Below are 25013 nucleotides of genomic sequence, written 5' to 3'. Positions count from 1 at the left end.
GCTGGCTTCGAGGGCGAGGACACCCCGGGGAGGACATCGGCATGCCCACGACTGTGTGCGGCCGCGCGGCGACGGCCGGGTGGCGTTCGACGGCCCGTGCGGGGGTGGCGGGCCGGTGGTGACGTTCCCGTTCTCCGCGCTGGTCGGCCAGGATGATCTGCGGTTGGCGTTGCTGCTCAACGCGGTGTCCCCGACGGTGGGCGGGGTACTGGTCCGCGGGGAGAAGGGCACGGCGAAGTCGACGGCGGTCCGCGCGCTGGCGGGGTTGCTGCCGCCGGTGGCGGTGGTGCCGGGCTGCCGGTTCTCCTGCGATCCGGCGGCGCCGGTGGTGCACTGCCCGGATGGCCCGCACCCGACCAGCCTCGCCGACGGTCACGGTGCCGGCGGGGTGGGGGTGTCGCGGCCGGCGCGGCTGGTGGAGCTGCCGGTCGGCGCGTCGGAGGACCGGGTGACCGGCGCGTTGGACCTGGACCGGGCACTGGCCGAAGGGGTGACCGCGCTGCGCCCGGGGCTGCTCGCGGCCGCGCACCGCGGGGTGCTCTACGTCGACGAGGTGAACCTGCTCGCCGACCATCTGGTGGATCTGCTGTTGGACGCGGCCGCGCTCGGGGTGGCGCAGGTGGAACGCGACGGGGTGTCGGTCAGCCATCCGGCGCGGTTCTGGCTGGTGGGGACGATGAACCCGGAGGAGGGTGAGCTGCGCCCGCAGCTGCTGGACCGGTTCGGGTTGACGGTGCAGGTGGCGGCCAGCCGTGACCCGCGGGTACGCGCGCAGGTGGTACGCCGCCGGTTGACGTTCGAAGCCGACCCGGTCGGGTTCGCCGCCGTCTGGGCCGGCGCGGAGGCGGAGCTGGCGGGGCGGATCGCGGCCGCGCAGGCCCGGTTGGGCCGGGTGGAGCTCTCCGACGCCGCGTTGGACGCGGTCGCCGCGGTGTGCGCGGCGTGTGACGTCGACGGGATGCGCGCCGACGTGGTGCTGGCGAAGACGGCGATGGCGCGCGCGGCGTGGGAGGGTCGGGCGGAGGTCAGCCCGGATGACATTCGGGTCTCGGCCCGGTTCGTGCTGCCGCATCGGCGCCGCCGTGGCCCGTTCGACGCCCCGGGTGGGGACGGCGGCGCGCTCGACGACACGGTCGAGGAGGTGCTGCGCGACCGGGTACACCCCGGCGACGGCCCCCCGGACGGGGACGGGCCGGATGATTCTCCTGGTGGCGGGTCGCCGGGTGGTGGCCAGCGGTGGCGTGACGACACCGGCGGGTGGGACGGGTCTGGCGGAGACGGGTCGGGGGTGGATGTCCCGGCGGGTGGTACCGGTGACCTCACCGGCGCCTCGGCGAGGGCCGGTGGCGAGTCCGCTGATCTGAGCGGGCCGGCGGCGGGTGGGCCTGAGGGTGTCGGGCCGGCGGGTTCTCCCCCGCCCGGTGCCGCCCTGTCGTCCGCGGCGCCGGCGGGCGGCGGTGGGCCGGCAGCGGAGGCGGGTGGCCCGGCGGGCATGGCCCGAGCAGCCCAGACAGCGCAGACGCATGTGGACGGCGGCGCGGCGCGCGGCGGTGGGCCGGCGCCGGCGGCTGGGGTTCCCGGTATGCCGTTCCGGCCGCGGCTGCTGTCCGTCGCCGGGCTGGGCGCGGGGGCGGCCGGGCGTCGTTCGGCGGCACGCACCTCCCGCGGGGCGGTCGCCCGGACCGGCGCGGACGCCCCCGGGTTGCACCTGCCGGCGACGCTGCTGGCCGCCGCCCCCCACCAGCACGACCGGGGCCGCACCGGCCCGGCGCTGGTGCTCGACCCCGCCGACCGGCGCGGCGCGCACCGCCGCGGCCGGGAGGGGAACCTGGTGCTGTTCGTCGTCGACGCCAGCGGGTCGATGGCCGCCCGCACCCGGCTGCGCCGGGTCAGCACCGCGGTGCTGTCTCTGCTTGTCGACGCCTACCAGCGCCGCGACCGCATCGGCATGATCACGTTCCGGGGGGTGGATGCGCAGGTGGTGCTTGCGCCGACGTCCAGTGTGGAGGTGGGGGCGGCGCGCCTCGTCGGGTTGCGGACCGGGGGGCGGACCCCGATCGCGGCCGGGTTGGAATGCGCCGGGGTGGTGCTGCGCGCCGAGGCGCGCCGCGACCCCGACCGCCGTCCGCTGCTGGTGCTGGTCACCGACGGGCGGGCCACCGCCGGGGGTGATCCGGGTGCGGCGGCGCGGGGGTTGCTGCGCGCGGCCGGTGGGGTCGCCGGGCAGGGCGGCGGCGCACGCGGTGGGGCCGGGGCGGCCGGCCGGGTGCGCCGGGGTGGGTTGGCGAGTGTGGTCGTGGACTGTGAGACCGGCCCGGTGCGCCTCGGGCTGGCCGGGCGGCTCGCCGCCGTGCTCGGCGCCGACCTGGTCGACCTCGACGCCCTCCCGCAGGCCGGCGGCGTCCCCGGGCGGGTCGCCTGATGGCGCCGCAGGGGCAGCCCGCGCAGGTCCCCGACGACGGGCTGACGACGCGGCAGCGCCGGGACCGTCCGCTGCTGATCGTGCACACCGGGCAGGGGAAGGGAAAGTCGACGGCGGCGTTCGGGTTGGCGTTGCGGGGCTGGGCGCAGGGCTGGCCGGTCGGGGTGTTCCAGTTCGTGAAGTCGGCGAAGTGGCGCATCGGGGAGGAGAAGGCGCTGCGGGTGCTCTCGGCCAGCGGTGAGGGTGGGACGGTGACCTGGCACAAGATGGGCCAGGGGTGGAGCTGGGTGCAGGCCCGCCTCGACCCGGCCGCCGACCCGGCGGGCGCGGCCGCCGAGGGGTGGGCGCAGATCGCCCGCGATCTGACCGCCGGCACCTACCGGCTCTACGTCCTCGACGAGCTGACCTATCCGCTGCGCTGGGGGTGGATCGACCTGGACGAGGTCCTCGCGGTGCTCGCCGCCCGACCCGACGGGCAGCATGTGGTGATCACCGGCCGGGAGGCGCCGGCCGCGCTGGTCGACGCCGCGGATCTGGTCACCGACATGACGAAGGTGAAGCATCCGATGGACGCCGGGCAGAAGGGGCAGCGGGGCATCGAATGGTGAGCGCCGGGCTGATCCCCCGGCTGGTGCTCGCCGCCCCGACGTCCGGCGCGGGGAAGACGACGGTGGCGACCGGGCTGATGGCCGCGCTGACCGCCCGCGGCCTGCGGGTGTCGGGTCACAAGGTGGGCCCGGACTACATCGACCCGGGTTATCACGCGCTGGCGACCGGCCGGCCCGGCCGCAACCTGGACGCGGTGCTGTGCGGGCCGGATCTGATCGGCCCGCTGTTCGCCCACGGGGCGGCCGGCGCGCAGCTGGCGGTCGTCGAAGGGGTGATGGGCCTGTTCGACGGGGTCGCCGCCCCTGCTGCCGGGCAGGAGGCTGATCACGGGTCGACCGCGCATGTCGCCCGGCTCCTCGACGCGCCGGTGGTGCTGGTCGTCGACGCCGCCGGGGCCGGGCGGTCGGTGGCCGCGCTGGTCTGCGGGTTCGCCGCGTTCGACCGGCGGGTACGCCTCGCCGGGGTGATCCTCAACCGGGTCGGGTCGGACCGGCACCGGCAGATCCTCACCGGTGCGCTGGCCGGGATCGGGGTGGCGGTGCTGGGCGCGGTGCCCCGCGACGGCGCGGTGCACACCCCGTCGCGGCATCTGGGGCTGGTGCCGGCGGCGGAACGCAGCGCGGCGGCCGCGCAGGCGGTGCGGCGTCTCGGTGCGCTGGTCGGGTCGGCGGTCGACCTGGACGCGCTGATCCGCCTCGCCTCCTCGGCGCCACCCCTGCCGGTCGACCCGTGGGATCCCGCCCGGCAGATCGCGCAGGCCACCGCCGCCGGTGCTGCGGGTCGGGTCGGGCAGCACACCATCAACGCGGGCGCGGGGGGTGTGGTGCCCGGGGGGCGGCCGGTGCGGATCGCGGTGGCCGGCGGGGCGGCGTTCACCTTCGGCTACACCGAGCACGTCGAGCTCCTCACCGCCGCTGGCGCGCAGGTGCTCACCGTCGACCCGCTGCGCGACGAGACCCTCCCGGACGGCACGGACGCGCTGGTCGTCGGTGGCGGGTTCCCCGAGGAGCATGCCGGCGCGCTGGCGGCGAACAGCCGGCTGCGTGGGCAGGTCGCGGCGCTGGCGGCCCGCGGCGCGCCGCTGGTCGCCGAATGCGCCGGGCTGCTCTACCTGGGCCGTTCGTTGGACGGGACGGCGATGTGCGGGGTTCTCGACACCGACGCGGTGATGGGCCCGCGGCTCACCCTGGGCTACCGGCATGCGGCCGCCGCGGCTGACAGCCCGCTGGTGGCGGCGGGGACGGTCGTCACCGCCCACGAGTTCCACCGCACCCGGCTGAGCGTCGACCGGGCGGAGCTGCCCGGGACACCGGCCTGGCAGGTGGACATCCCACCGCCGCGGTTCGGTGACAGCGACCCCGCCGCCGGTGCCGGCGGGCGGGTGGACGGCGGAGTGGACGGTACGGCGGTGGGTGGGCGACCTGAGGGGTTTGTCCGCGGCGGGGTGCACGCCTCCTACCTGCACCTGCACTGGGCGGGCCTACCCGCCGTGCCGGCGCGGCTCGTCGCCGCCGCCGGTACCGCCCGCACCCGCCCATCCGGCGGCACCCCACCCGCCGGCGGCGGGCACGGCCATGGACGGGACGCCGGTGGCAATCCCCCGGCGTCCCCTGGAACAACGGAGGTGTCATCGCGGTGAGCGGCACGGTGAACCCCCGACTCGTCGGTGTCGGTGTCGGCCCGGGCGACCCGGACCTGGTGACCTACCGGGCGGTCCGCGTTCTGCGGGAGGCGACCGTCGTGTTCGTCCCGGTCAGCGACGGCCACGGCCCGTACGGTCCCGCGCCGGGCAGCCCCAGCCCCACCGACCGGCCCGGGACGGCCACGGGTGCGGGGCCGCCGGGGCGGGCGGAGGTGACGGTGCGCGCCCACGTCGACCACGACCGGATCGTGACGCTGCCGTTCCGGATGGCCGGCGACGCCGACTACCTCGGTCCCGCCCGTGCCGTCGCCGCCGCCCTACGTGGCGAAACCACCGGCACCGCGGACGGCGCGCCCGACGGCGGGCCGCCCGGCACCTTGGCCGGCCCGGCGACAGCGCCAGACACAGGACCTGGGTCTGGGTCTGGGTCTGGGTCTGGGATCACGGTGGCGTTCGCGACGATCGGAGACCCGAACCTGTACTCGACGTTCACCGCCCTCGCCGCCGCAGTGCGCACCCTGCTCCCCGACGTCGAACTGGACACGGTGCCGGGTATCACCGCGATGCAGGACCTGGCCGCCCGGTCGGGCACCGTGCTCGCCCACGGCGCGGAAACCCTCGCGCTGCTCCCGCTGACCGCCGGCGTCGACGCCTACCGCAGCGCGGTCGCCGGCTTCGACACCGTCGTCGCCTACAAGGGTGGGCGTGCCCTGCCCGCCGTCCGCGGGGTGCTCGCCGACGCCGCCCGGCTCGACGGGCCGGCCGGGCACGCCGTCTACGGGGCCGCGCTCGGCCTGCCCGAGCAGGACATCCGTCCCGCCGCCGACCTGGAACCGGGCGAGACCGGGCCCTACCTGTCCACGGTCCTGGCGACGCGGCGGGCACGGTGGCCACGATGAGCCACCCCGGCCGCGGCACCGGTCAGCCAGTGGACGGCGCCGGGCCGGGACGCGGGCGGGTCAGTTTCGTCGGCGCCGGCCCGGGTGCCGCCGATCTGATCACCGTGCGCGGCGCGGCGGTTCTCGCCGCCGCCGACGTGGTGATCTGGGCGTCCTCGCTGGTGCACCCCGCCATCCTCGACCATGCCCGTGACGGCGCCGAACTGATCGACTCCGCGGCGTTGCCGTTGGAGGGCGTCGAGGCGGTCTACCGCCGTGCCGCCGAGCAGGGTCTGCACGTCGCCCGGGTCCACTCGGGGGATCCGGCGCTGTGGGGGGCGGTGCAGGAGCAGCTGGAGATCTGCGACCGGCTCGGCCTGGACAGCGACATCGTGCCCGGGGTGAGCAGCTTCACCGCGCTCGCCGCGGCGTTGCGCCGGGAGCTGACCGTCCCCGAGGTCGCCCAGTCGGTGATCCTGACCCGGCTCGGGGGTGGGAAGACCCCGATGCCACCCGGGGAGGAGGTCCGCGACCTCGCCCGGCACGGCACGACGATGGCGCTGTTCCTGTCCGCGGCCCGTTCCGGGCAGCTGCGCGACGAGCTGCTCGCCGGCGGCTACCCGCCGGACACGCCCTGTGTCGTCGCCTACCAGGTGAGCTGGCCGGACGAGCTGATCGTGCGCTGCACCCTCGACACGCTCGCCGACACGGTCAAGGCGCACCGGCTGTGGAAGCACACCCTGGTGCTCGTCGGCCCGGCGCTGGTGGCCGGGGGGCGACGCTCCCACCTGTACCACCCGGGGCATTTTCACACCTACCGGCGGGCGCAGTCCGGTGCGCGCACGGTGCTGCGCGACGCCGACCGGGCGCTGGCCGCCGCCGGCGCCACCCAGCTCCCCGCCAGCCCACACCCCGCCGCCCCGGCCCCGGCCGTGCTGGAACGGGAGCGGGAGCGGGGGGCGTCGGCCGAGCCGGTGGCACCGCAGGGCGCGGCGGTGGACGGCGCGGGCCTGGTGGCGCTGGTGGCGGTGACCGCCGCCGGGCGGGCCGCGGCCGGTGAGCTCACCCGCCGCTGGCCCACCGCCCGGCTCTACCCGGGCCGGCCCCGCGACGCGATCACCGCCGCGCTCGCGGACGGCGTCACGGGCATCGTCTGTTTCCTGGCGACCGGGGCGACGGTCCGCCTCCTCGACGGGCTGCTGCGCGGCAAGGACCACGACCCGGGTGTGGTGTGTGTGGACGAGGCGCGCCGGTTCGCGGTCGCGTTGTGCGGTGGGCACGCCGGTGGCGCGAACCGGCTCGCCGAGCAGGTCGCCGACGCCCTCGGCGCCACACCGGTGATCACCACGGCCAGTGACGCCACCGGGGTGAGCGCCCTGGACGGGTTCGGCGCCGAGCTCGGGTTCACTGTCGAACCGGGTTCGGAGCTGGCCGCCGTCGGCACGGCCGTCCTGTCGGGTCATCCCGTCGCCCTGCACGCCGACGCGGTGTGGCCACTGCCGCCGCTACCCCCGTCCGTCACCACCACCATCACCGGCGCTGTTGATGGTGGGGCGGTGGGCGTGGAGGGGACGGCGGTGGCGTCGATTCATGTCACCGACCGGCTGCTGGGCGCGCCGCCGGACGGAGCCGGCCCGCGGGTGGTCTACCGGCCCCCGAGCCTGGTCGTCGGGGTCGGGGCGAGCCGCGGCGCGCCCGCCGACGAGATCGACGCGCTCATCGACACCGCGCTGGCCGGCGCCGGGCTGTCCCCGCTGGCGGTGACCCATCTGGCGTCGGTGACCGCGAAAGCCGACGAGGTGGGGCTGCTGGAGGTGGCCCGCCGCCGCGGCTGGCCGCTGGTGGCGCACCCCCCGCAGGCCCTGGCCGTGGTCACCGTGCCGCACCCGTCGGAGGTGGTGCGCGCCGCGGTCGGCACGCCGAGCGTCGCCGAAGCCGCCAGTCTCCTCCCCGCCAGCCCGCCAACCGGCGAGCCAACCGGCGTACCGGCGGTGACGGCGCAGCTGGTGGTCGCCAAGCAGGTCAGCGCGCACGCGACCGTCGCTGTGGCCCGGCACCGGCCCCGCGGCCGGCTCGCCGTCGTCGGGCTCGGTCCCGGGGACCGTCGGCTACTCACCCCCGCCGCCCGCGCCGAGCTGGCCCGCGCCCGGATCGTGGTCGGGTTGGACCAGTACGTGCGGTCCGTCGCCGATCTGCTGCCCGCCGGGGTCACCGTGCTCGACAGCGGGCTCGGTGACGAGCAGGCCCGCGCCGAGACCGCCGTCGCACACGCCCGCGCCGGGCATGCCGTCGCGCTCATCGGCAGCGGCGACGCCGGGGTGTACGCGATGGGCAGCCCCGCGCTCGACCTGGCCGACGGGTCGTTCGACGTGGTCGCCGTGCCGGGGGTGACCGCGGCGCTCGCCGCCGCCGCACTGCTCGGCGCCCCGCTCGGGCACGACCATGCGCTGATCAGCCTGTCGGACCTGCACACCCCGTGGGAGCGGATCGTGGGCCGGGTCCGCGCGGTCGCCGAAGCCGACCTGGTCGTCGCGTTCTACAACCCGCGCAGCCGCACCCGACGCCACCAGCTACCCGACGCCCTCGACGTGCTCGCCGCGCACCGTAGCGCCGGCACCCCGGTGGGGATCGTCACCGACGCGTTCCGGCCCGGGCAGCGGATCACCGTCACGACCCTCGGTGCCCTCACCGACCGCACAGCCACCCAGGACGGTGCGGGTGGGGCCGGTGAGCGGGAGCGGCTGCTGGACCTCGTCGGGATGACGACCACGGTCGTCGTCGGCTCGAGCCAGACCCGGCTGCGCGCCGGCCTGGTCGTCACCCCACGGGACTACACGTGGCGCTGACCCGCAGCCGCCGGGCCCGCACCGGCCGACCCGCCGCAGGAGGCACGTCCAGGTGAACGCCACCCCGCCGCACCCCGGCACCGTCCCCACCGCCACCGTTTCGGATCCGGCGGGTTCCGCCGCCGGGCCGGCGCTGCTGATCGTCGGGCATGGCACCCGGGACGAGGCCGGCGCCGAGCAGTTCCGTCGGTTCGTCTCCCGGGTGCGCCAGCGGGCCGGTGGGCTGGCGGTGGACGGTGGGTTCATCGAGCTGTCCGCCCCGCCGGTCGCCGACGCGGTCAGCCGTCTCGTCGACGCCGGCCACCGGCGGCTCGGGGTCGTTCCGCTCACCCTGGTCGCCGCCGGGCATGCCAAAGGCGACATTCCCGGGTCGATGGCCCGGGAACGCGAACGCCACCCGGGGCTGCGCTACGCCTACGGGCGTCCCCTCGGCCCGCATCCGACGATCCTGCGGCTGCTCGCCGAACGTGTCGACGTCCTCTGCCCACCGGACCGGCGGGAGCAGACCACGGTGCTGCTGGTCGGGCGGGGTTCGACCGACCCGGATGCCAACGCCGAGGTGTTCAAGGTGGCCCGGCTGCTGTGGGAGGGCCGCGGCTACGGCGGGGTGGAGGTGGCGTTCATCAGCCTGGCCGAGCCGTCGGTGCCGGCCGGGCTGGAGCGGATCCACCGGCTCGGCGGCCGGCGGATCGTCGTCGTCCCCTACTTCCTGTTCACCGGGGTGCTGCCGCGGCGCACCGTCGAGCAGGCGGCCGGCTGGGCGGGGGGGCACCCGGAGGTGGAACTGGCCTGCGCGGGCCTGCTCGGCGACAGCGCCGCCGGCGCCGGCGGGGAGGGTGACGGGCTGGTCGAGCTGGTGTTGGAGCGCTACCAGGAGGCGCTCGGCGGGGACATCCGGATGAACTGCGACACCTGCCTGTACCGGATCGCGCTGCCGGGGCATGCGCACCGGGTCGGGCAGGCGCAGACCCCGCACGACCATCCCGACGACCCGTCGCACTCCCACGGGCCGCACGGCCATCACCACTCGCATTCCCCTGACCCGCACGGCCACGGTGATCCGCACGCTGCGGGTGGGTCGGTGGGACGGGCGGGGCTCGCGGTGACGCTGCGCGCCGACGACTGACCGCAGCGGACCGGGCTGGGCGCTGCGCACCACCGATGGCAGCCGTGCCGCCCACGCCGAGCACAGTGTGGCGATCACCGACGGCGGGCCGCGGATCCTCACTCTGCTCCGACATACCCCCACCTGGGGGTTGCGCGGGGGTGTGCGGGCTGTTGTGCGGGGAAGGGGCCCGGCGAGCAGGGCCGTAACACGCCACAATCCCGCCGAAACCTGTACTCCACACCTGGATGTGGACAACAATCGACGCACAGACAGGCCGATCCTGGCACCAGCGGCGCGATGGTGACAGGCCAACGCGACATCACACATCCGCCCCCCACCGTGAGCCTGAACACGGTAGCGTGCGCTCGTCACCGATCCGACCGGACCAGTGACGCACAGCGCCGGCCAGGCGGCCGCCCCCGCGGGCGGCCAGCACGGCGGTCGGAGCCGCGCCACGGACCGTCCCGACACCCCGCGTCACCGACGCATCCCACGGGGTCGGGGGCGGGCCGTGACGGTGCACCACCGGCACTCCGGCGCGGCCGGGGGGACAGTCGCCCGCCCTCCCAGGGGCCGGACGGGAAGGACGTGGATGAGCCGAGTCGAGCTACCCGACTCCACCCGTCCCGACCGGCTCGGCCTGCCCGCCGCCGCCCGCGCCGCCGCCATGCTCTCCCGGGAGATCGCCTACGCCGACCCCGACCCGCTGACGATGGCCGAGCTCGACGACCGGCTGCACCGGTTCGCCACCACCCTGCTCACCACCCCGCACACCGCGCTGCTGCGCCCGGTGATCGCCGACTGGCGCCGCGTGCAGGCCGCACTGGGACGCCGACTGTCCCCCGCGACGCACCGTGAGCTCACCGGGGTCGCCGGGTTCCTGTCGTTCTACCTGGGTGTGCTCGCCGTCGAGGCCGGGGATGATCCGTCGGCGCGGCGGTTCGCCACCCTCACCGACCAGTTCGCCACCCAGCTCGACGACCCGCTGCTGACCGGTACCGCCGCCACCCTGGACTCCCTCGTCGCGTTCGTCGGTGGCCGCTATGACGCGGCCCGGGGTGCCGCCCGCCGTGCCGCGGCCGCCGGCCATCCGTATCTGCACGGGTGGGCGGCCGCGTTGGAGGCGGGTGCGGCCGCGACGCTCGGTGACATCGACGGCGCCCTGGCCGCGCTCGCCCGGCTGTCACAGACGCCGTGTGTGCAGGGGCTGCGTCATCCGGGGTGGCCGGCGTTCGACGAGGTCCGGGAGGCCTGCGTCGTCGCGGACGTCGTCAGCCGCATGGGCGGTGAGGGCGCGGCCGGCCTGAGCCGGGCCGCGGTCGACCTGACCAGTTCGGGCACCCCCGAACGGGGGTGGGCACTGGCCGCGCTCGCCGGTGCGCTGGCACCCGACGACCCGCCGGAGGCCAGCCGGCTGCTCGGTGAGATCGTCGAGATCCTGGACGTGCACCCGTCGCGGTTGCTGTCGAGCCGGGTCAACGACCTGGTGCGCGCCGCCGGCTACCCACGGCCGCTGGCCCCCCACCCTGGCCAGGCCGGCACCTCCGCCTGACCCGGCAGCCGCGGCGCCGGGTGCACGGGCACGGCCCGTGCACCGGCCACCCGTGCTCCCCGTGCCGGTTGCGCCGGGTCAGGCGGACAGGCGGGTCGGGGTGGCGGGCAGGTCCGTGGCGCGGCCGGCGGCGAGGCGGTCCCGGCGCCGCGCCAGCAGCCGGTCAGCCAACGCGTCGGCGCGTTCGATGTCGTCCAACGTGGCCCGGGTGCGCTCCTCGACCTCGAGGAGCGCGGCGAGCAGCTCGGCGGACAGCCGGGTGCGGGCGGCGACCCGGGCCACGCTCGGCGGTAACGTCCCCGCACCCCGCCCACCGGCCGGCGGCTCCGACCCGCCGACCCCACGCACCACCATCCCGGCCGGCGCCGGCGAGCCGTGCCCGGCCCGGGCGGTGGGGCGGGACGCGGCGCGGGCCGGGGGCACCGGGCGTACGGTGCCGGCCGGGTCGGCCCGACGGGCCGGCGTGCCCGGGTCCGTGGCCCGGCGGGCGGGCACGGGGGTGGGTAGTGAGCCGGAGCGGCGGGAACGGCGCAACAGAGCCATGTACTCAGTGATACCTGTGACGTTCGGTGATGCAACGCCTTGACTTCACCGCCCCGGCCGGGACGACCCTCACCCCACAGGTCATCCACAGGTCCACCCCCGCTACCCACCGGGCCATGAACAGGGTTATCCACATAACGACCCTCATGTGAAGGAGCTCACATGGCGGAGGGGGTGGGTCAGCGGTCCCAGGGTGAGCGTGGCCGGGCCGCCGCCGGTGGTTCGGTGGCCTCCCAGATCCGCCGCCACCGGGCCATCCCGGGCGCGCCCGCCGGTGCCCGCCGGGCCGGTCCGGCTCCCGCCGCCGGCCGCGCCGACGCACCCGACGAAACGGAAGGACCGGTGTCACCGCCCGCACCGGCCCCCGCAGCCGGCGACGCGGCGTCGGGGGAGCGTAGGGACGCCCACCAGCTCGTCGTGTCCTCCACCCCGAGCCGGGTCACCTCCGCCGCCAGCCGTCCGGTGAACGCCCGCACATCCTCGCCGTCACCGGGACGCAGCGGACGACCGAACCGCACCGACACCCGCGGCCGGCCCGGTACCGGCCACGCCCGGCCCCGGGGCATCGCCGCGTACGCACCGCGCAACGCCGCCGGTACCACCGCCACCCCGGCCGTCATCGCCAGATAGCCCGCCCCCAGCCGGAACCGGCCCCGCGACCCGTCCGCCGAACGGGTGCCCTCGGGGAACACCACCAGGTTCCACCCGCCGCGCAGCAGCTCCAACGGTGTCGACGACGGCGCCCCACCGCGACGCTCGATCGGCACCGTCCCGAACGCCAACGCCGAGGACAGGCCCCGCCAGGTGCTGTCGAAGAAGTAGTCCGCCGCCGCCGTCACCGCGGTGCGTTCCCGCACCGCCCGCGGCAACGCGCACAGCAGCATCGGCGCATCCAGATGACTGGAATGGTTCGACACGATGATCACCGGGTCGTCGCCGAGGGAACCGAACACCTCCGCGCCGGCGACCGTCGGGGTCAACGCCGCGTGCAGCAGCGGGTTCATCGCCGCTTCCAGGAACACCGTGCGCGCCGCCCGTGCCGGCCCGCCGCGCGCCCACGCCGTCGGGAACTCCCGGGCGCTCACCGGCCGCCGGTGCCCCTGCGCCGAACCCGGGACCAGCGACCGGCCACCCCAGCGGAACCCGTTCGCCAGCTCCCGGACACTCACCCCCGGCCGCGGCGGGCCACCGAACGCCCCGGTGCGGCTCATCGCACGTCCGCGATCGCGTGCGGCGGGGAATGCAGGTAGGTGATCGACGGGTCACGGCCCACCGTGCCCGACACCATCTCCAACGCGTCGGCGAACGTCGACGCCGCCCGGAACCCCATCCGCGCGCACGCCGCCCGATCCCCCCCGACCCACACCACATCCCCCAGATGGTCCATGCCGTGCGCCGCCCAGTACCACATGTAGAACGGGTGGACGCCGTGGTAGGCGTGCGACGTCCGGTACAGGTGCACATACCACGGGTCGGTCGCGTACTGCTTCTCGAACTTCGCCTCGATCGTCGCCGGGTCCGTCGACTCGGCGAGCACCTCGGAGAAGAAGTCCACATAGGACGGATGGTGCAGCTGGGAGAACTCCGGGGTCACCGGATGGTAAAGAATCATCGCGCCCTGGTGACGGACCAGCGGCCGCCCCCGGTACATGTTGAAGAAATACCCCAGACCCATGCACGTCGCCAGGATCGGGTTCATCACCGAGTTCACGTTGTACGGGCCCACATACGGCAGGCCCACCACCAGCACGTCGGACTGCCCGTCGACCTCGACGAGCTGCTGGCGGTGCACACTGGCGATCGTCTGATCGTGGGTGGCTTCGGTCTCCCCGGCGAACACCCCGGTCACCTGGTAGTCGGCGAGCAGATCATGGAAGATCTTCCGCCGTGGCCGGGTCGGCATCGCCGCCAGCCCCCGACTCATCCCGTAGGCCATCGCCTGGTCCTTGACCGACCACTCCCACTCGCGGCGGGTCAGGAAGCTGTACCGGTCGGGGAAACAGGCGTTGTTCAACGTCGTCTCCACGTGGAAGATCTTCAGATGGTCGGCGAGGAACCGGCCCATCCGCCACGCCGACGAATGCATCTCCGACCGGGTGTGGTCCATGAACGACCGCGACCGCAGCATCGTGTGACTGTTGTGGTGGTGGCGCAGGCTGTTGTACGACGCCAACCCGATCGGCACCGACTTGTGCCCGCCGTCCATCGCGACCAGGTTCACGTTCACATAGACCAGCAGGTCACTTTCCGCCGCCCGCCGGTTGATCTCCACGTCCTCACCGTGGTCGGTCACCCCGATGTGCAGCAGATTGTCGCGGTCCTCGGCGTCGTGGTTGTACAGGTTGTCCGGCCAGAACGACCGGAACACCCGCTCCCCGACGATGTGCTCGATCTCCGCCGCCGTCATCCGCCGGTGCAACGCGTTCGCCGCGATCAGCTGCACGTCGTCCACACCCGCCGCCGCCGCCAGCGTCAGCACCTGTTCAATGATCCGCTGCCGCACATCCGGACGGCGCATCCGCGGCAACGGGATCGACAGATCGTCGAACGCGATCGTCAACCGCATCCCCGGCCGCAGCAGCACCCGCAACGGCTCACAGTTGAACGGATGCTCCAACGCCGCGGCGATCGCCGCGTCCACGTCCGCCACCCCCGGAAGCGACTCCGGCGGATACACCACCCGGGTACCCAGCGGGAACCGCTCAAGCGTCAGCCCCTCACCCTGGTGCACCAGCAGCGGAGGTGTGCGCTCGTCGACCTCGAGCACGAACCCCGGTCTCACCTGCACGTTCCCCTCGTCCGTGTGCCGCCCCGGCCGGCCCCGGCGCCCCCGCGCCCGCCCGCCCCGCGGCGAGGACCGCCGCGCGGGGAGACAATCCCGTATACCCCGACCGTGCCACTCCCACCGGCGCCCCCACGCCCACCGGACCGCACCGGCGCGGCGCGCGTCGCGCTCACGCCGACGCCGCCGGATCAAAAACGATCTTCACGGCGCCGAGACGCCCCGCGGACAACGCATGGTCCAACGCCTCCCGCCACCGGGCGAGCGGATACACCGCCGACACCACCCCGTCGAGCGGGGCCGTGGCGGCCAGCGCCAACGCCCGCCCGAAATCCGACTCCACCGGCTCCGCCGCTCCTGCCGGTTCGGTACCGGCCCGGCCGGGCCGGGCGCCGCCGGACGACGCGTACGTCCCCACCAGCTCCAACTCCCGGAACCACAGCGGGGTCAGATCCACCGACCCCGCCGGCACCCCCGACAGCACCACCCGGCCACCGGCCCGAGTCACCCGCAGCGCCGTCGACAGCGACGACGCGCTGCCCGCACAGTCGATCGCCACATCCACCCCGCCGAGCAGATACTCCCCACCCAGCTGCGGGGTCAGCCGCAACGCCCGGTTCGCGCGACGCACCCCACCGACCGCGTCGTCGGGGGCGAGCACCTCGTCCGCGCCGAAACGACGCGCCAGCTCCACCTGCCGGCGATGCTTGGCGACCATCGTCACATGCTCGGCCTTCGTATAGGCGCGGATGGCCAGCAACGTCAGCAGGCCCACCGCCCCCGACCCGATGATCAGCACCCGGTCCCCGGAACGCACCCCGCAGCGACCCGCGGTGTGCACAGCGGTCGCCAACGGCTCGACCAGCACCGCCCGGGAGTCGGGCAGCGTGTCGGGCACCGGATGCAACTGGCTGTGATGGGCGACCAGCGCCCGGCTCCACCCGCCGCCGGTGTCCGCGCAGAACCCGGTCTGCAACCCCGGCGCCAGATGCCCCACCGTGATCCGGTCACACCGTGACGTCCGGCCCGCCGCGCAGCCCACGCACAGCTCCAACCCGCGGGCCGCGCAGCCCAGCACCGGGTCGATCACCACCCGGGCACCCGCGTCCAACCGGCGCCCGTCGGCGAGCGTCACCGCCTCCTGCAGGTCACCGACGATCTCATGACCGGGAGTGAACGGCATCGACACCAGCGGGGAGAAGTAGAACGAGCTCTGCCCCGTCACCGTCGCCAGATCCGACCCGCAGATCCCCGCCAGCCGTGGCCGCACCGTCACCCACCCCGGCCCCGGCAGACCCGGATCCCCCCGGTCGACCAGCCGCAGCGGCGCCGCGGTCGTCGCCGCCGCCCCCGACAGCCGCGGGAACCGGCCCGACACCACCCGCGCCGCCGCGTACCGCGGCAGCGACCGGTACAACTCCAGACCGCGTGTCACCGGCCCTCACCCCCTTCCACCCGCACAACACCACTCCCACCCGACCCCGACCCCGACAGGCCGCCCGCGGCAACCCGGGCGCGGGCCGCCGCGGCGAACAGGCCCCGCTCGGCGCGGCTGGCGGCCATCAACCGCGGCTCACCCGGCGTCGACGGCCACTCCTCGATCGGCCAGCCCGCCCCCCGCGCCACCTTGTGCAACGCCACATCCGGGTTCACCGCCACCGGATTACCCACCGTGCGCAACATCGGCAGATCCGACAGGCTGTCCGCGTACGCCCACGACGCGGACAGGTCCGCCCCCCGGCGCCGCGCGTAATGATCCACGAACGCCGCCCGAGCATCCCCGACCAGCGGCGACGACAACAACCGTCCCGTGTACCGGCCATCCGCGCCGACTTCCAGGCCGGTCGCGACAATCTCGTCGAACAACGGCGCCAGCGGACGGGTCAGCACATCGACCGCCCCGGTCAGCAGCACGGTGCGATGCCCGGCCGCGCGATGCTCCCGCACGCGGCGCACCGCCGCCGGTTTCACCCGCCGCAACACCACATCGGCGGCGACCTCGTCGACGACCCGCGCCAGCTCCACCGGGTCGGCGCCGGCGTACCGGCCGTACACCGAACGAATCAGATGCCCCCGGTCACGGCGCTCGGCACGCAGATACCCCGGCAGTGCCCGCGCCAGCGACACCAGCTCCCGGGCCCGTTCCCCGACGTCGCCGTCAGCCAGCCGCAGCCACAGATACGACTCGACCACCGTCGAGGACACCAACGTCCCGTCCAGGTCGAACACGGCCAGCACCCCCTCACCGGCGGTGAGGTTGCGGGCCATCCGCCGCGCCGGGGCGGCATCCCGCGGCCGGCGCAGCACCTGCGTCACCGCCGGGCAGTGCACGTCCTGCAGGTAGTGCCGCCAGTCGAAACACGCCGGATCGAACCCGAAATCGACCTGGTCGGCCGGGTCCATCGCCGCGTGCAGCGCCGCGGTGGCGTCATCGACGTAGACCAGCTCGGCCTTCGTGTACGCCCGGTACACATCGGAGTAGCGGCGTAGGAACGCCACCCGCCCCTCGGTACGTTCCAGGTCGACGGCCAGCCGGCGGACCCGCTCCGAACGCGGCGCGTGCGCCAACGCCCGGTTCGCCCACTCCACCGCCTTCTCCCCGCGGCGCAGCTTCGCCTCCACCGCCACCGCCCCGGCGAACGGCCACTCGGGAACCCCGATATGCCCGCGGCCCCGCCGCGGCAGCGGATCGGCCAGGAAATAGCCCCGCACATAGTCGTAGAGGTCACGGAACAGCAGCGGGTTCCGGAACCCCGAACACACCGTGTAGTAGGCCGGGCGCTCCGGCGGCGGGGGGCTCGCCGCCGCCGCCAGCAGCGCGTTGACGACCAGATCCACCGGGATGATGTCAACGACGGCATCCGGGGACGCCGGGAAGTCCGGCAGCTCCCCGCGGCCGAACGCCAGGATCAGCGGCTCGGCCATCTTGAACCCCTCGATCCACCCCGGGAACGGCTTCGCCAGCGCGCTCTCGATGATCGACGGGCGGACGATCGTCAACGGCAGATCGCCGTGGGAGTCCTCCAGATACCGCTCACCCAACGCCTTGGTGAACGTGTACGCGTCCGTCCAGCCCAGCACCTGCGCACGTTCGGAGCCCGCGGCGACCAACCGCGCCGCCACCCACGCCCGCCGCGCCGCCTCCGCCTGCGCCGACACCGTCTGCGCGCCGGCCCGCACATGCTCGGCCTCCGCCTGCTCGCGGAACCGCGCCGAGTTCTCCGGCGAACGCGACGCGTCCTCCGCGGCCTGGCGGGCCCGCGCGGCCGACGCCTGCTCCGCCGCCCAGTCCACCTCATGGGCCAGCCGGCCCTCGGCGATGTGCCCCGAACGCAACCCGGCGACATAGGCGGTCGACACGTGCACCAGATGCGGACGGGCCCCGGCGGCGCGCACCGCGCGCAGCAGCTCCTGCACCCCGCCCAGGTTCGTCGCGAACCCCTCGTCGATCGCCGGGTCGAACGACACCTCCCCGGCGCAGTGGATCACCACGTCCAGGTCGGCGGGCAGCTCACCCATACTGGCCAGGTCACCCTCGATGACCCGCACCTGCGCCGCCAGCCGCGCCGCCAGCCCCTCACGGCCCAACCGTTCCCGCAGCCCGGCGAACGCCGGCTTACGGGTCATCCGCTCCAACCGGGCCATCCCCGAATGGCTGCCCCGGGGCCGCACGAGCGCCACGACCTGGGTATCCGGGAACTCCGAGAGCAGCCTCTCCAACAGCGCCTCACCGACGAACCCGGTCACCCCGGTCACGAACACACGCCTGCCCGCGAGCCGCTCGCGCAGCCCCACCGGTCACCTCCGCACTCGCCGCAGCCCCACCGGCGTCCCCGACGGACGCCCGGTGCGCAACAGTAGGCGACACCGGACCGTCCACGAACGAACCCGTCGGTCACCTGCGTGTACACGCACGCTGCCAGATCAGGGGCAACCTACCGTCACCGCCGGTCCGACCACGCCGCCGGCCCGCGCCGACCCGCCCCGAACCCGCCCCCGTGACCGTACGCGGCACCCCCCGCGCCCCCCGGAAATGCCCGTCCCACAAGGTCAGGGACCCTCGGCGAGGGTGGCCAACGCCATGGTCAGCCGGTCCACCGACCCGCCCAGCCCGTACCGGCCCGCCAGCGCCGCCAGCGCCGCCTCATCCACCGGCCGGACGGGCAGCACGTCGGCGACCGGGCCCAGCGGCACATCGCGGACCACCCCGACCACGGTGACCGCGGCGTCCACATAGTCACGGGCCGCGGTCAGCCGGCGGCGCGCCCCGGCCGGGAACCCGTCCTCACCCCCGGCGTCCAACGCGGTGAGAATCGCCCGCAGCGACCCGAAACGGCCCAGCAGCGCCGCCGCCGTCTTCGCGCCGATCCCCGCCACCCCCGGCAGACCGTCACTGGGATCACCACGCAGCACCGCGAAATCGGCATAGGCCCGGCCCGGAATCCCGTAGCGGGCACTGATCGACGCCTCGTCGACCACCGCGAACCGTTCCACCGCGTACCGCACCACCACGCCGGTGTCGTCACACACCAGCTGGAACAGATCCCGGTCCCCGGTCAGGATGTCCACCGGCCCGCCACCAGGCCGGCCGCTGTGCCGGGTCGCCAGCGTGCCGATCACGTCGTCGGCCTCGAAGCCGGCCGCCTCCACCCGGGCGATCCCGAACGCGTCGAGCACCGCGTCGATCACCGGTAGCTGCGCCGCCAACTCGTCCGGCACCTCCTCCTCCACCCCACCCGCCCCGGCCGCGGGGCCGGGGGTGGCGTCGGCGACCCGATGCGCCTTGTACGAGCCGATCAGCGCCACCCGGAACGCCGGCCGCCAGTCGGCGTCGAAACAGCACACCAGCCGCCGCGGCCGCACCTCGACGATCTGCCGGGCCAGCACGTCCAGCAGACCCCGCACCGCGTTCACCGCCATCCCGTCAGGGGCCCGCACCGACCGGGGCACCCCGTGAAAAGCCCGGAAATACAACGACGGGGTGTCCGCGAGCAGCAGCCGATCCACACCCCCACCACCCCCCACCCGCGGCGCGACGCCAGAGGAATCACCGTGAAAGTTGGTCACGTTGTCAGACTGGCATGTGCTGCCGACAGATCATCTCGACCCCGGCCAACCCAGCCCTGACAACAGCCACCGCCACCCCACCGGATGGCACCGGACACCCACCCCCACCCGACACCAGGCACGCAGCCAGGCTGCGTAGCGGCAGCAGCCGTCCACCGTCCGTGTCGACCGGTCCCGAACCCGCACCCGCACCCGCACCGAAAAGTCCCGCCGGGACCAGACATCGCCGTCCGCGCCCCCTCCACCGCCGCGATCTGCGTAACCTCCGGATCGTGCTGGAGGACCTAGACCGTCAGATCGTGCAGCTGCTGTGCCGCGACGGCCGGATGAGCTTCACCGACCTCGGTCGCTCCACCGGCCTGTCGGTGTCCGCCGTACACCAGCGGGTCCGGCGCCTGGAGCAGCGCGGCGTCATCACCTCCTACGTCGCGCTCGTCGACCCCTCCCAGGTCGGGCTGGCCCTCACCGCCTTCGTCTCCATCAAGGAGATAGACCCCAGCCAGCCCGACGACGCCCCCGACCGGCTCACCCACCTGCCCGCCATCGAGGCCTGCTACAGCGTCGCGGGGGAGGAGAGCTACCTGCTCAAGGTCCGCGTCGCCGACCCCGCCGCCCTCGAAAGCCTCCTGCAGGAGATCCGCGCCGCCGCGAACGTGTCGACCCGCACCATGGTCGTGCTCTCCACCCCCTACGAAAACCGCCCACCCAACCTGTGAGCCCACCCGCACCCCCACCGGCCATCGGCCCGGTGCCGCGCACACCGCCCACCGCGGACCACAGGTGAACGCCACCCACCCGGCACAGTAGGGACCGTGAGCCCCCACCACCTGCCGGCAGCCCGACGCGTCCTCTACCACCACGGACACGTCCACAGCCCCACCCACCGGCACGCCACCGCCCTACTCACCGACGGCCCCACCATCACCTGGATCGGCACCGACGACCAGCCCGACGCCAGCGGCCCGCCACCAGCCGGCCCGGTCGACCACACCGTCGACCTGCGCGGCGCCGCCCTCACCGCCGCCTTCGTCGACGCCCACCTGCACACCACCGCCACCGGACTCGCCCTCGACGGCGTCGACCTCACCGACAGCCCGTCCCTGCGCCACACCCTCGACCAGCTCACCCGCGCCGCCCACCACCGGCCCGGCCAGCCACTGCTCGGCACCGGCTGGGACGAAACCCGCTGGCCCGAACAGCGACCCCCCACCAGCGGCGAACTCGCCCGCGCCGCCGGGCCCGTCGACGTCTACCTCGCCCGCGCCGACGGCCACACCGCCGTCATCTCCCCGCACCTGGCCACCCGCAGCGGCGCCCACCACGCCACCGGCTGGCTCGGCGACGGCCTGTGCCGCGACGACGCCCACCACCTCGCCCGCACCGCCGCCTACCACGACCTGCCCCCCACCACCCGCCGCGCCGCCGCCCGCCGCGTCCGCGCCCACGCCGCCACCCTCGGCATCGCCGCCCTGCACGAGATGGCCGGCCCGCAGGTCTCCTCCGCCGACGACCTCGCCGCCCTGCTCACCCTCGCCCGCGACGAACCCGGCCCCACCATCACCGGCTACTGGGCCGGTGAACTCACCGTCGCCACCGCCCTGAACACCGAACCCGGCCTGGGCCCCGTCGGCTACGGCGGCGACCTGTTCGTCGACGGCTCCCTGGGCTCGCACACCGCCGCGCTACGCAGCCCCTACACCGACCAGCCCACCCACCGCGGGCAGCTGCACCGCGACGCCGACGACGTCCGCGACACCGTCCTCGACGCGGTCGCCGCCGGCCTGCAGACCGGCTTCCACGCCATCGGCGACGCCGCCCTCGACACCGTCCTCGACGGGGTGCGCGCCGCCGCCGCCCGCGTCGGCACCGCCACGATCAACGCCGGCACCCACCGGGTCGAACACGCCGAGCTGCTGCACCCCGAACAGATCACCGCCATGGCGCGCCTCGGGCTCGTCGCCTCCGTGCAGCCCGCGTTCGACGCCCGCTACGGCGGCCCCGACGGCCTGTACACCCGCCGGCTCGGCACCGACCGTGCCAGCGCGATGAACCCGTTCGCCACGCTGCACCGCGCCGGGGTCGTACTCGCCCTGTCCTCCGACAGTCCCGTCACCCCCCTCGACCCGTGGGGAGCGGTACACGCCGCGGCCACCCATCACACCCCGTCCGCGCGGATCAGCGGGGCCGCGGCGTTCACCGCCGCCACCCGCGGCGGCTGGCTGGCCGCCCGCGCCGGCGCCGACGGTGCTGGACGGATCACCGTCGGCGCGCCCGCGACCTTCGCGATCTGGGAGACCCCCCACCCGCCGCGGCCCGCCGGGCCGCCGGCCACCCAGCCCGCCGGGCCACTGGATGTTCTCCTCGACCAACTTGACCGCACCGGCAGCGCGCCACGCTGCCTGCGCACCGTGCTGCGCGGACAGACCCTGCACGACCTGCTCTGAGCCCGCCTGCTGGACCAGCCGCGGGTCAGGTCACCGCAGCGCGGTGGGGGCTGGTGTGGGCCGGTCGGGATCCGGACCGTCCTTCGAACCGGAGCCGCCGCGCTACCCGCCACGACACCGTTGTCTAACGGACGGTCCGGAACCCCACCGGCCCCGCTACCGCACCCGACCCCGCCGGATCGGTCGGGTACCCAGGGCCGAGCACCGCGCGATTCGACCACACCCCGCACAGACTGGGAAGCGCACCGGACCGCACCCGAAAACCCCCGGTAGTCCCAATGTGGTCCCACTCCGGGATGTGGTCCCACTCCGGGGGTGTGGAGTGACCCGCCGCACCCGACACCCCACCCGCCCAGCTCACACCCCCGCCACCACCACCCACACCCCACCCGGCCATCCACACCCACCCAGCCCGGCGTGGTCGACACCGCCCCCGTAACCGACACTGGACCGGTGACTGACGCGCCCGCCACACCCGCCCTCGAGCCCGGCCCGCTCGACCCCGCCCCGGCGGGCGCACCCCCCACACCCCCACACCCCACCGGCCGCGCCCTACCGCGCCGCCTCACCCGGCCCGCCCTGGCCGTCCTCGCCGGCGCCCTGCTCTACCTCGCCTTCCCCCCGGTCGGCCTGTGGCCGCTGGCACCGGTCGCCCTGGCCGTTCTCACCCTGACCGTCCGCGGGCGGCGTCTACGAGCCTCCTACGGGCTGGGAATGCTGTTCTCCCTCGCGTTCCTGCTACCCCTGCTGCGCTTCGTCTCCTTCGTCGGCGCCGACGGCTGGATCGTGCTGTCCACCGCCGAGGCCGCCCTCCTCGCCCTCGTAGCACCCGCCACCACCCTCGTTCAGCGGCTACCCGCACCGTGGCTGTGGACGGGCGCCATCTGGGTCGCCCAGGAGGCGCTACGAGGCCGTGCGCCCTTCGGGGGCTTCCCCTGGGGGCGGATCGCGTTCAGCCAGCCGAACAGCCCCTACACCGCCCTCGCGGCGCTCGGCGGCGCGCCTCTGGTCACCTTCGCCGTCGCCACCACCGCCGCGCTGCTCGCCACAGCCCTCACCCACGCCACCACCGCCCGCGCCACGGGTACAGGAGCCGCCGCACGGGCCACCGGCGGCACGGCGACCCGCATCCGGCCACTACTGGCCACTCTCACCGGTGCTCTCACGCTCACCCTCGCCGGCCTCGCCGTTCCCCTGCCCACCACCGCCCAGCACGGCACCCTCAACGTCGCCGCCGTCCAGGGCAACGTCCCCGAAGCCGGCGGCCTGGGCGCCCTCGGCGAGGCCTTCCAGGTCACCGACAACCACGTCACCGGCACCGAGAACCTCGCCGCCGCCGTCCGCGCCGGCCGCACCCCCCAACCCGACCTCGTCCTGTGGCCGGAGAACTCCTCCGACATCGACCCCCTCACCAACCCCACCGCCCACGCCGCCCTCACCCACGCCGCCACCGTCGCCGGCGCACCACTACTCGTCGGCGCCGTCCTCGACGGCCCCGGCCCCCGCCACGTCCGCAACGCCGGCCTCATCTGGACCACCGACGGCCCCACCGGCGCCATGTACGTCAAACGCCACCCCGTCCCCTTCGCCGAATACCTCCCCGGCCGCGCCCTGCTCGAAAAACTCATCAGCCGCTTCGCCGACGAGATGCCCAACGACTTCCTCGCCGGCACCAGCACCGGCGCCCTACCCGTCGCCGGCACCGTCATCGGCGACGTCATCTGCTTCGAAGTCGCCTACGACGGCCTCGTCCGCGACAACGTCAACCACGGCGCCGAACTCCTCGTCATCCAAACCAACAACGCCTCCTTCGGCCGCAAAGGCGAAAGCCAACAACAACTCGCCATGAGCCGCCTGCGCGCCGTCGAACACGGCCGCGCCACCATCCAGGTCTCCACCAGCGGTCAGAGCGCCCTCATCACCCCCGACGGCACCATCCTCACCCAGACCGGGCTCTACGAAGCCGGCGTACTGTCCGCACAACTCCCACTACGCACCACCCACACCCTCGCCACCCGCCTCGGTATCGTCCCGGAGGCGGTGCTCACCGCCCTCGGCGCACTCGCCATGATTGCTGGACTGACCCACCCCCGGCGCACCCGCCACCACCCCGGCGACACACCCGCCGACAACGACCCGACCAGCACCACCCACCAACCCACCCCGACATCCACCGACCGGACCGGCGACGACCACCAGCACCCGGGGGAAACGCACCAACCCGCCGCCGGCACCGACCAGAAGAGGAGAGGCGTGGAAGCCACCCGCGTCGTCGTCTGCGTCCCGACCTACAACGAACGGGAGAACCTGCCGGACACCACGCGCCGGCTACGCCAGGCGAACCCCGCGGTCCACCTGCTCGTCATCGACGACGCAAGCCCCGACGGCACCGGGAAAATCGCCGACGAGCTCGCCGACGACGACGACCACATCCACGTCCTGCACCGGCCCGGCAAATCCGGCCTCGGCTCCGCCTACATCGCCGGCTTCACCTGGGCCCTGCAACACGGCTACGACATCATCGTCGAAATGGACGCCGACGGCTCCCACCAGCCCGAACAGCTACCCCGCCTACTCGACGCCCTCACCGACGCCGACCTGGCCATCGGCTCCCGCTGGGTCCCCGGCGGCACCGTCCACAACTGGCCCCGCAGCCGGCTCGTCCTCTCCCGCGGCGCCAACGCCTACGTCCGCGCCGCCCTCGGGGTGCCCCTCCACGACGCCACCGCCGGGTTCCGCGCCTACCGCGCCGACGTCCTGCGCGCCCGCGACCTCGACCAGGTCGCCTCCCAGGGCTACTGCTTCCAGGTCGACCTCGCCTGGCGCGCCTGGCAGGCCGGGTTCCGCGTCGTCGAAGTCCCCATCGACTTCGTCGAACGCGAACGCGGCGCGTCGAAGATGAGCCGCGCGATCGTCGCCGAAGGATTCTGGCGCGTCGGCTGGTGGGCCCTGACCTCCCTGCGCCGCGGCCCCGCCAGCACCAGCCAGCGCACCGGCGCGGGCGCGGCGATCCCCACCCCCGCCCGGCCCACCGACCCCACCACGGACAGCCTCACCACCCCGACCGCCACCGGACCCGACACCGTCGACGCCGGCCGGCCCTGAAACGTGGCGTTTGGG

General features: G+C 74.8%; 16 protein-coding genes. 10 read left to right on the top strand and 6 right to left on the bottom strand.

What is annotated here, in order from left to right:
* Nucleotides 1-115 precede the first annotated feature (115 nt).
* The 7 genes from AC559T_RS25270 (at nucleotide 116) to AC559T_RS25240 (ending at nucleotide 11057) form a co-directional block, all read left to right on the top strand.
* Nucleotides 116-2422: a VWA domain-containing protein gene (locus AC559T_RS25270; RefSeq protein ID WP_498870301.1), complete on the top strand. Its 2307-nt coding sequence runs from the start codon at nucleotides 116-118 to the stop codon at nucleotides 2420-2422.
* Nucleotides 2422-3030 (top strand): cob(I)yrinic acid a,c-diamide adenosyltransferase, encoded by a 609-nt coding sequence (gene cobO / locus AC559T_RS25265; RefSeq protein WP_112105571.1) that lies wholly within the window; start codon nucleotides 2422-2424, stop codon nucleotides 3028-3030. The genes AC559T_RS25270 and cobO overlap by 1 nt, the downstream gene beginning before the upstream one ends.
* A complete protein-coding gene (locus AC559T_RS25260; protein WP_498870300.1) occupies nucleotides 3024-4670 on the top strand; it encodes a cobyrinic acid a,c-diamide synthase CobB in 1647 nt (548 codons plus the stop codon). Before cobO ends, AC559T_RS25260 begins: the two co-directional genes overlap by 7 nt.
* Nucleotides 4667-5572 (top strand): SAM-dependent methyltransferase, encoded by a 906-nt coding sequence (locus tag AC559T_RS25255; RefSeq protein WP_498870299.1) that lies wholly within the window; start codon nucleotides 4667-4669, stop codon nucleotides 5570-5572. The genes AC559T_RS25260 and AC559T_RS25255 overlap by 4 nt, the downstream gene beginning before the upstream one ends.
* Entirely contained in the window at nucleotides 5569-8397 is a 2829-nt protein-coding gene (gene cobM, locus AC559T_RS25250; protein ID WP_498870298.1) for a precorrin-4 C(11)-methyltransferase, read from the top strand. Before AC559T_RS25255 ends, cobM begins: the two co-directional genes overlap by 4 nt.
* A gap of 52 nt (nucleotides 8398-8449) precedes the next feature.
* Nucleotides 8450-9523, top strand: a complete 1074-nt coding sequence (locus tag AC559T_RS25245; RefSeq protein ID WP_112108955.1) for a sirohydrochlorin chelatase — start codon at nucleotides 8450-8452, stop codon at nucleotides 9521-9523.
* Nucleotides 9524-10097: 574 nt separating this feature from the next.
* The gene (locus AC559T_RS25240; RefSeq protein ID WP_112108956.1) at nucleotides 10098-11057 is read left to right on the top strand and encodes a hypothetical protein; all 960 of its coding nucleotides are present in this window, start codon (nucleotides 10098-10100) and stop codon (nucleotides 11055-11057) included.
* A 78-nt stretch (nucleotides 11058-11135) separates the two neighbouring features.
* On the opposite strand, the gene AC559T_RS25235 is transcribed toward AC559T_RS25240, so the two are convergent.
* The 6 genes from AC559T_RS25235 to AC559T_RS25210 all read right to left on the bottom strand — a co-directional run bounded on the left by AC559T_RS25235 (nucleotide 11136) and on the right by AC559T_RS25210 (nucleotide 19389).
* Nucleotides 11136-11600, bottom strand: a complete 465-nt coding sequence (locus AC559T_RS25235) for a hypothetical protein (RefSeq protein WP_498870297.1) — start codon at nucleotides 11598-11600, stop codon at nucleotides 11136-11138.
* Nucleotides 11601-11779: 179 nt separating this feature from the next.
* The gene (locus AC559T_RS25230) at nucleotides 11780-12811 is read right to left on the bottom strand and encodes a lysophospholipid acyltransferase family protein (protein ID WP_498870296.1); all 1032 of its coding nucleotides are present in this window, start codon (nucleotides 12809-12811) and stop codon (nucleotides 11780-11782) included.
* A complete protein-coding gene (larAH, locus tag AC559T_RS25225; RefSeq protein WP_071064314.1) occupies nucleotides 12808-14388 on the bottom strand; it encodes an NPN-dependent hydroxyacid isomerase, LarAH14/15/16 family in 1581 nt (526 codons plus the stop codon). The genes AC559T_RS25230 and larAH overlap by 4 nt, the downstream gene beginning before the upstream one ends.
* 166 nt (nucleotides 14389-14554) lie before the next feature.
* Nucleotides 14555-15817: a zinc-dependent alcohol dehydrogenase gene (locus AC559T_RS25220; RefSeq protein WP_071064316.1), complete on the bottom strand. Its 1263-nt coding sequence runs from the start codon at nucleotides 15815-15817 to the stop codon at nucleotides 14555-14557.
* Nucleotides 15814-18177, bottom strand: a complete 2364-nt coding sequence (locus tag AC559T_RS25215; protein ID WP_131627288.1) for an HAD-IB family hydrolase — start codon at nucleotides 18175-18177, stop codon at nucleotides 15814-15816. The genes AC559T_RS25220 and AC559T_RS25215 overlap by 4 nt, the downstream gene beginning before the upstream one ends.
* Nucleotides 18178-18432: 255 nt before the next feature.
* Nucleotides 18433-19389, bottom strand: a complete 957-nt coding sequence (locus AC559T_RS25210) for a 5'-3' exonuclease (RefSeq protein ID WP_071064320.1) — start codon at nucleotides 19387-19389, stop codon at nucleotides 18433-18435.
* A gap of 332 nt (nucleotides 19390-19721) precedes the next feature.
* On the opposite strand from AC559T_RS25210, the gene AC559T_RS25205 reads away from it, so the two are divergent.
* The 3 genes from AC559T_RS25205 (at nucleotide 19722) to lnt (ending at nucleotide 24998) form a co-directional block, all read left to right on the top strand.
* Nucleotides 19722-20165 carry an Lrp/AsnC family transcriptional regulator gene (locus AC559T_RS25205; RefSeq protein WP_071064322.1) on the top strand — a complete coding sequence of 148 codons (444 nt, stop codon included), beginning with the start codon at nucleotides 19722-19724 and terminating at the stop codon, nucleotides 20163-20165.
* 96 nt (nucleotides 20166-20261) lie between these two features.
* Nucleotides 20262-21893 (top strand): amidohydrolase, encoded by a 1632-nt coding sequence (locus tag AC559T_RS25200; protein ID WP_498870295.1) that lies wholly within the window; start codon nucleotides 20262-20264, stop codon nucleotides 21891-21893.
* 453 nt (nucleotides 21894-22346) lie between these two features.
* Nucleotides 22347-24998 (top strand): apolipoprotein N-acyltransferase, encoded by a 2652-nt coding sequence (lnt, locus tag AC559T_RS25195; RefSeq protein ID WP_498870294.1) that lies wholly within the window; start codon nucleotides 22347-22349, stop codon nucleotides 24996-24998.
* The last annotated feature ends 15 nt before the right edge of the window (nucleotides 24999-25013 follow it).

It is taken from the genome of Frankia sp. Hr75.2, from assembly GCF_949319125.1.
Taxonomy (GTDB): domain Bacteria; phylum Actinomycetota; class Actinomycetes; order Frankiales; family Frankiaceae; genus Parafrankia; species Parafrankia soli.
The sequence above is the reverse complement of the archived record's forward strand: the minus strand, read 5'-3'. Positions and strand labels throughout refer to the sequence as shown.

Coding starts and splice junctions, on each gene's coding strand:
- cobO (WP_112105571.1), top strand. CDS start 2,422: ATGGCGCCGCAGGGGCAGCCCGCGCAGGTCCCCGACGACGGGCTGACG.
- AC559T_RS25260 (WP_498870300.1), top strand. CDS start 3,024: ATGGTGAGCGCCGGGCTGATCCCCCGGCTGGTGCTCGCCGCCCCGACG.
- cobM (WP_498870298.1), top strand. CDS start 5,569: ATGAGCCACCCCGGCCGCGGCACCGGTCAGCCAGTGGACGGCGCCGGG.
- AC559T_RS25240 (WP_112108956.1), top strand. CDS start 10,098: ATGAGCCGAGTCGAGCTACCCGACTCCACCCGTCCCGACCGGCTCGGC.
- AC559T_RS25235 (WP_498870297.1), bottom strand. CDS start 11,600: ATGGCTCTGTTGCGCCGTTCCCGCCGCTCCGGCTCACTACCCACCCCC.
- AC559T_RS25230 (WP_498870296.1), bottom strand. CDS start 12,811: ATGAGCCGCACCGGGGCGTTCGGTGGCCCGCCGCGGCCGGGGGTGAGT.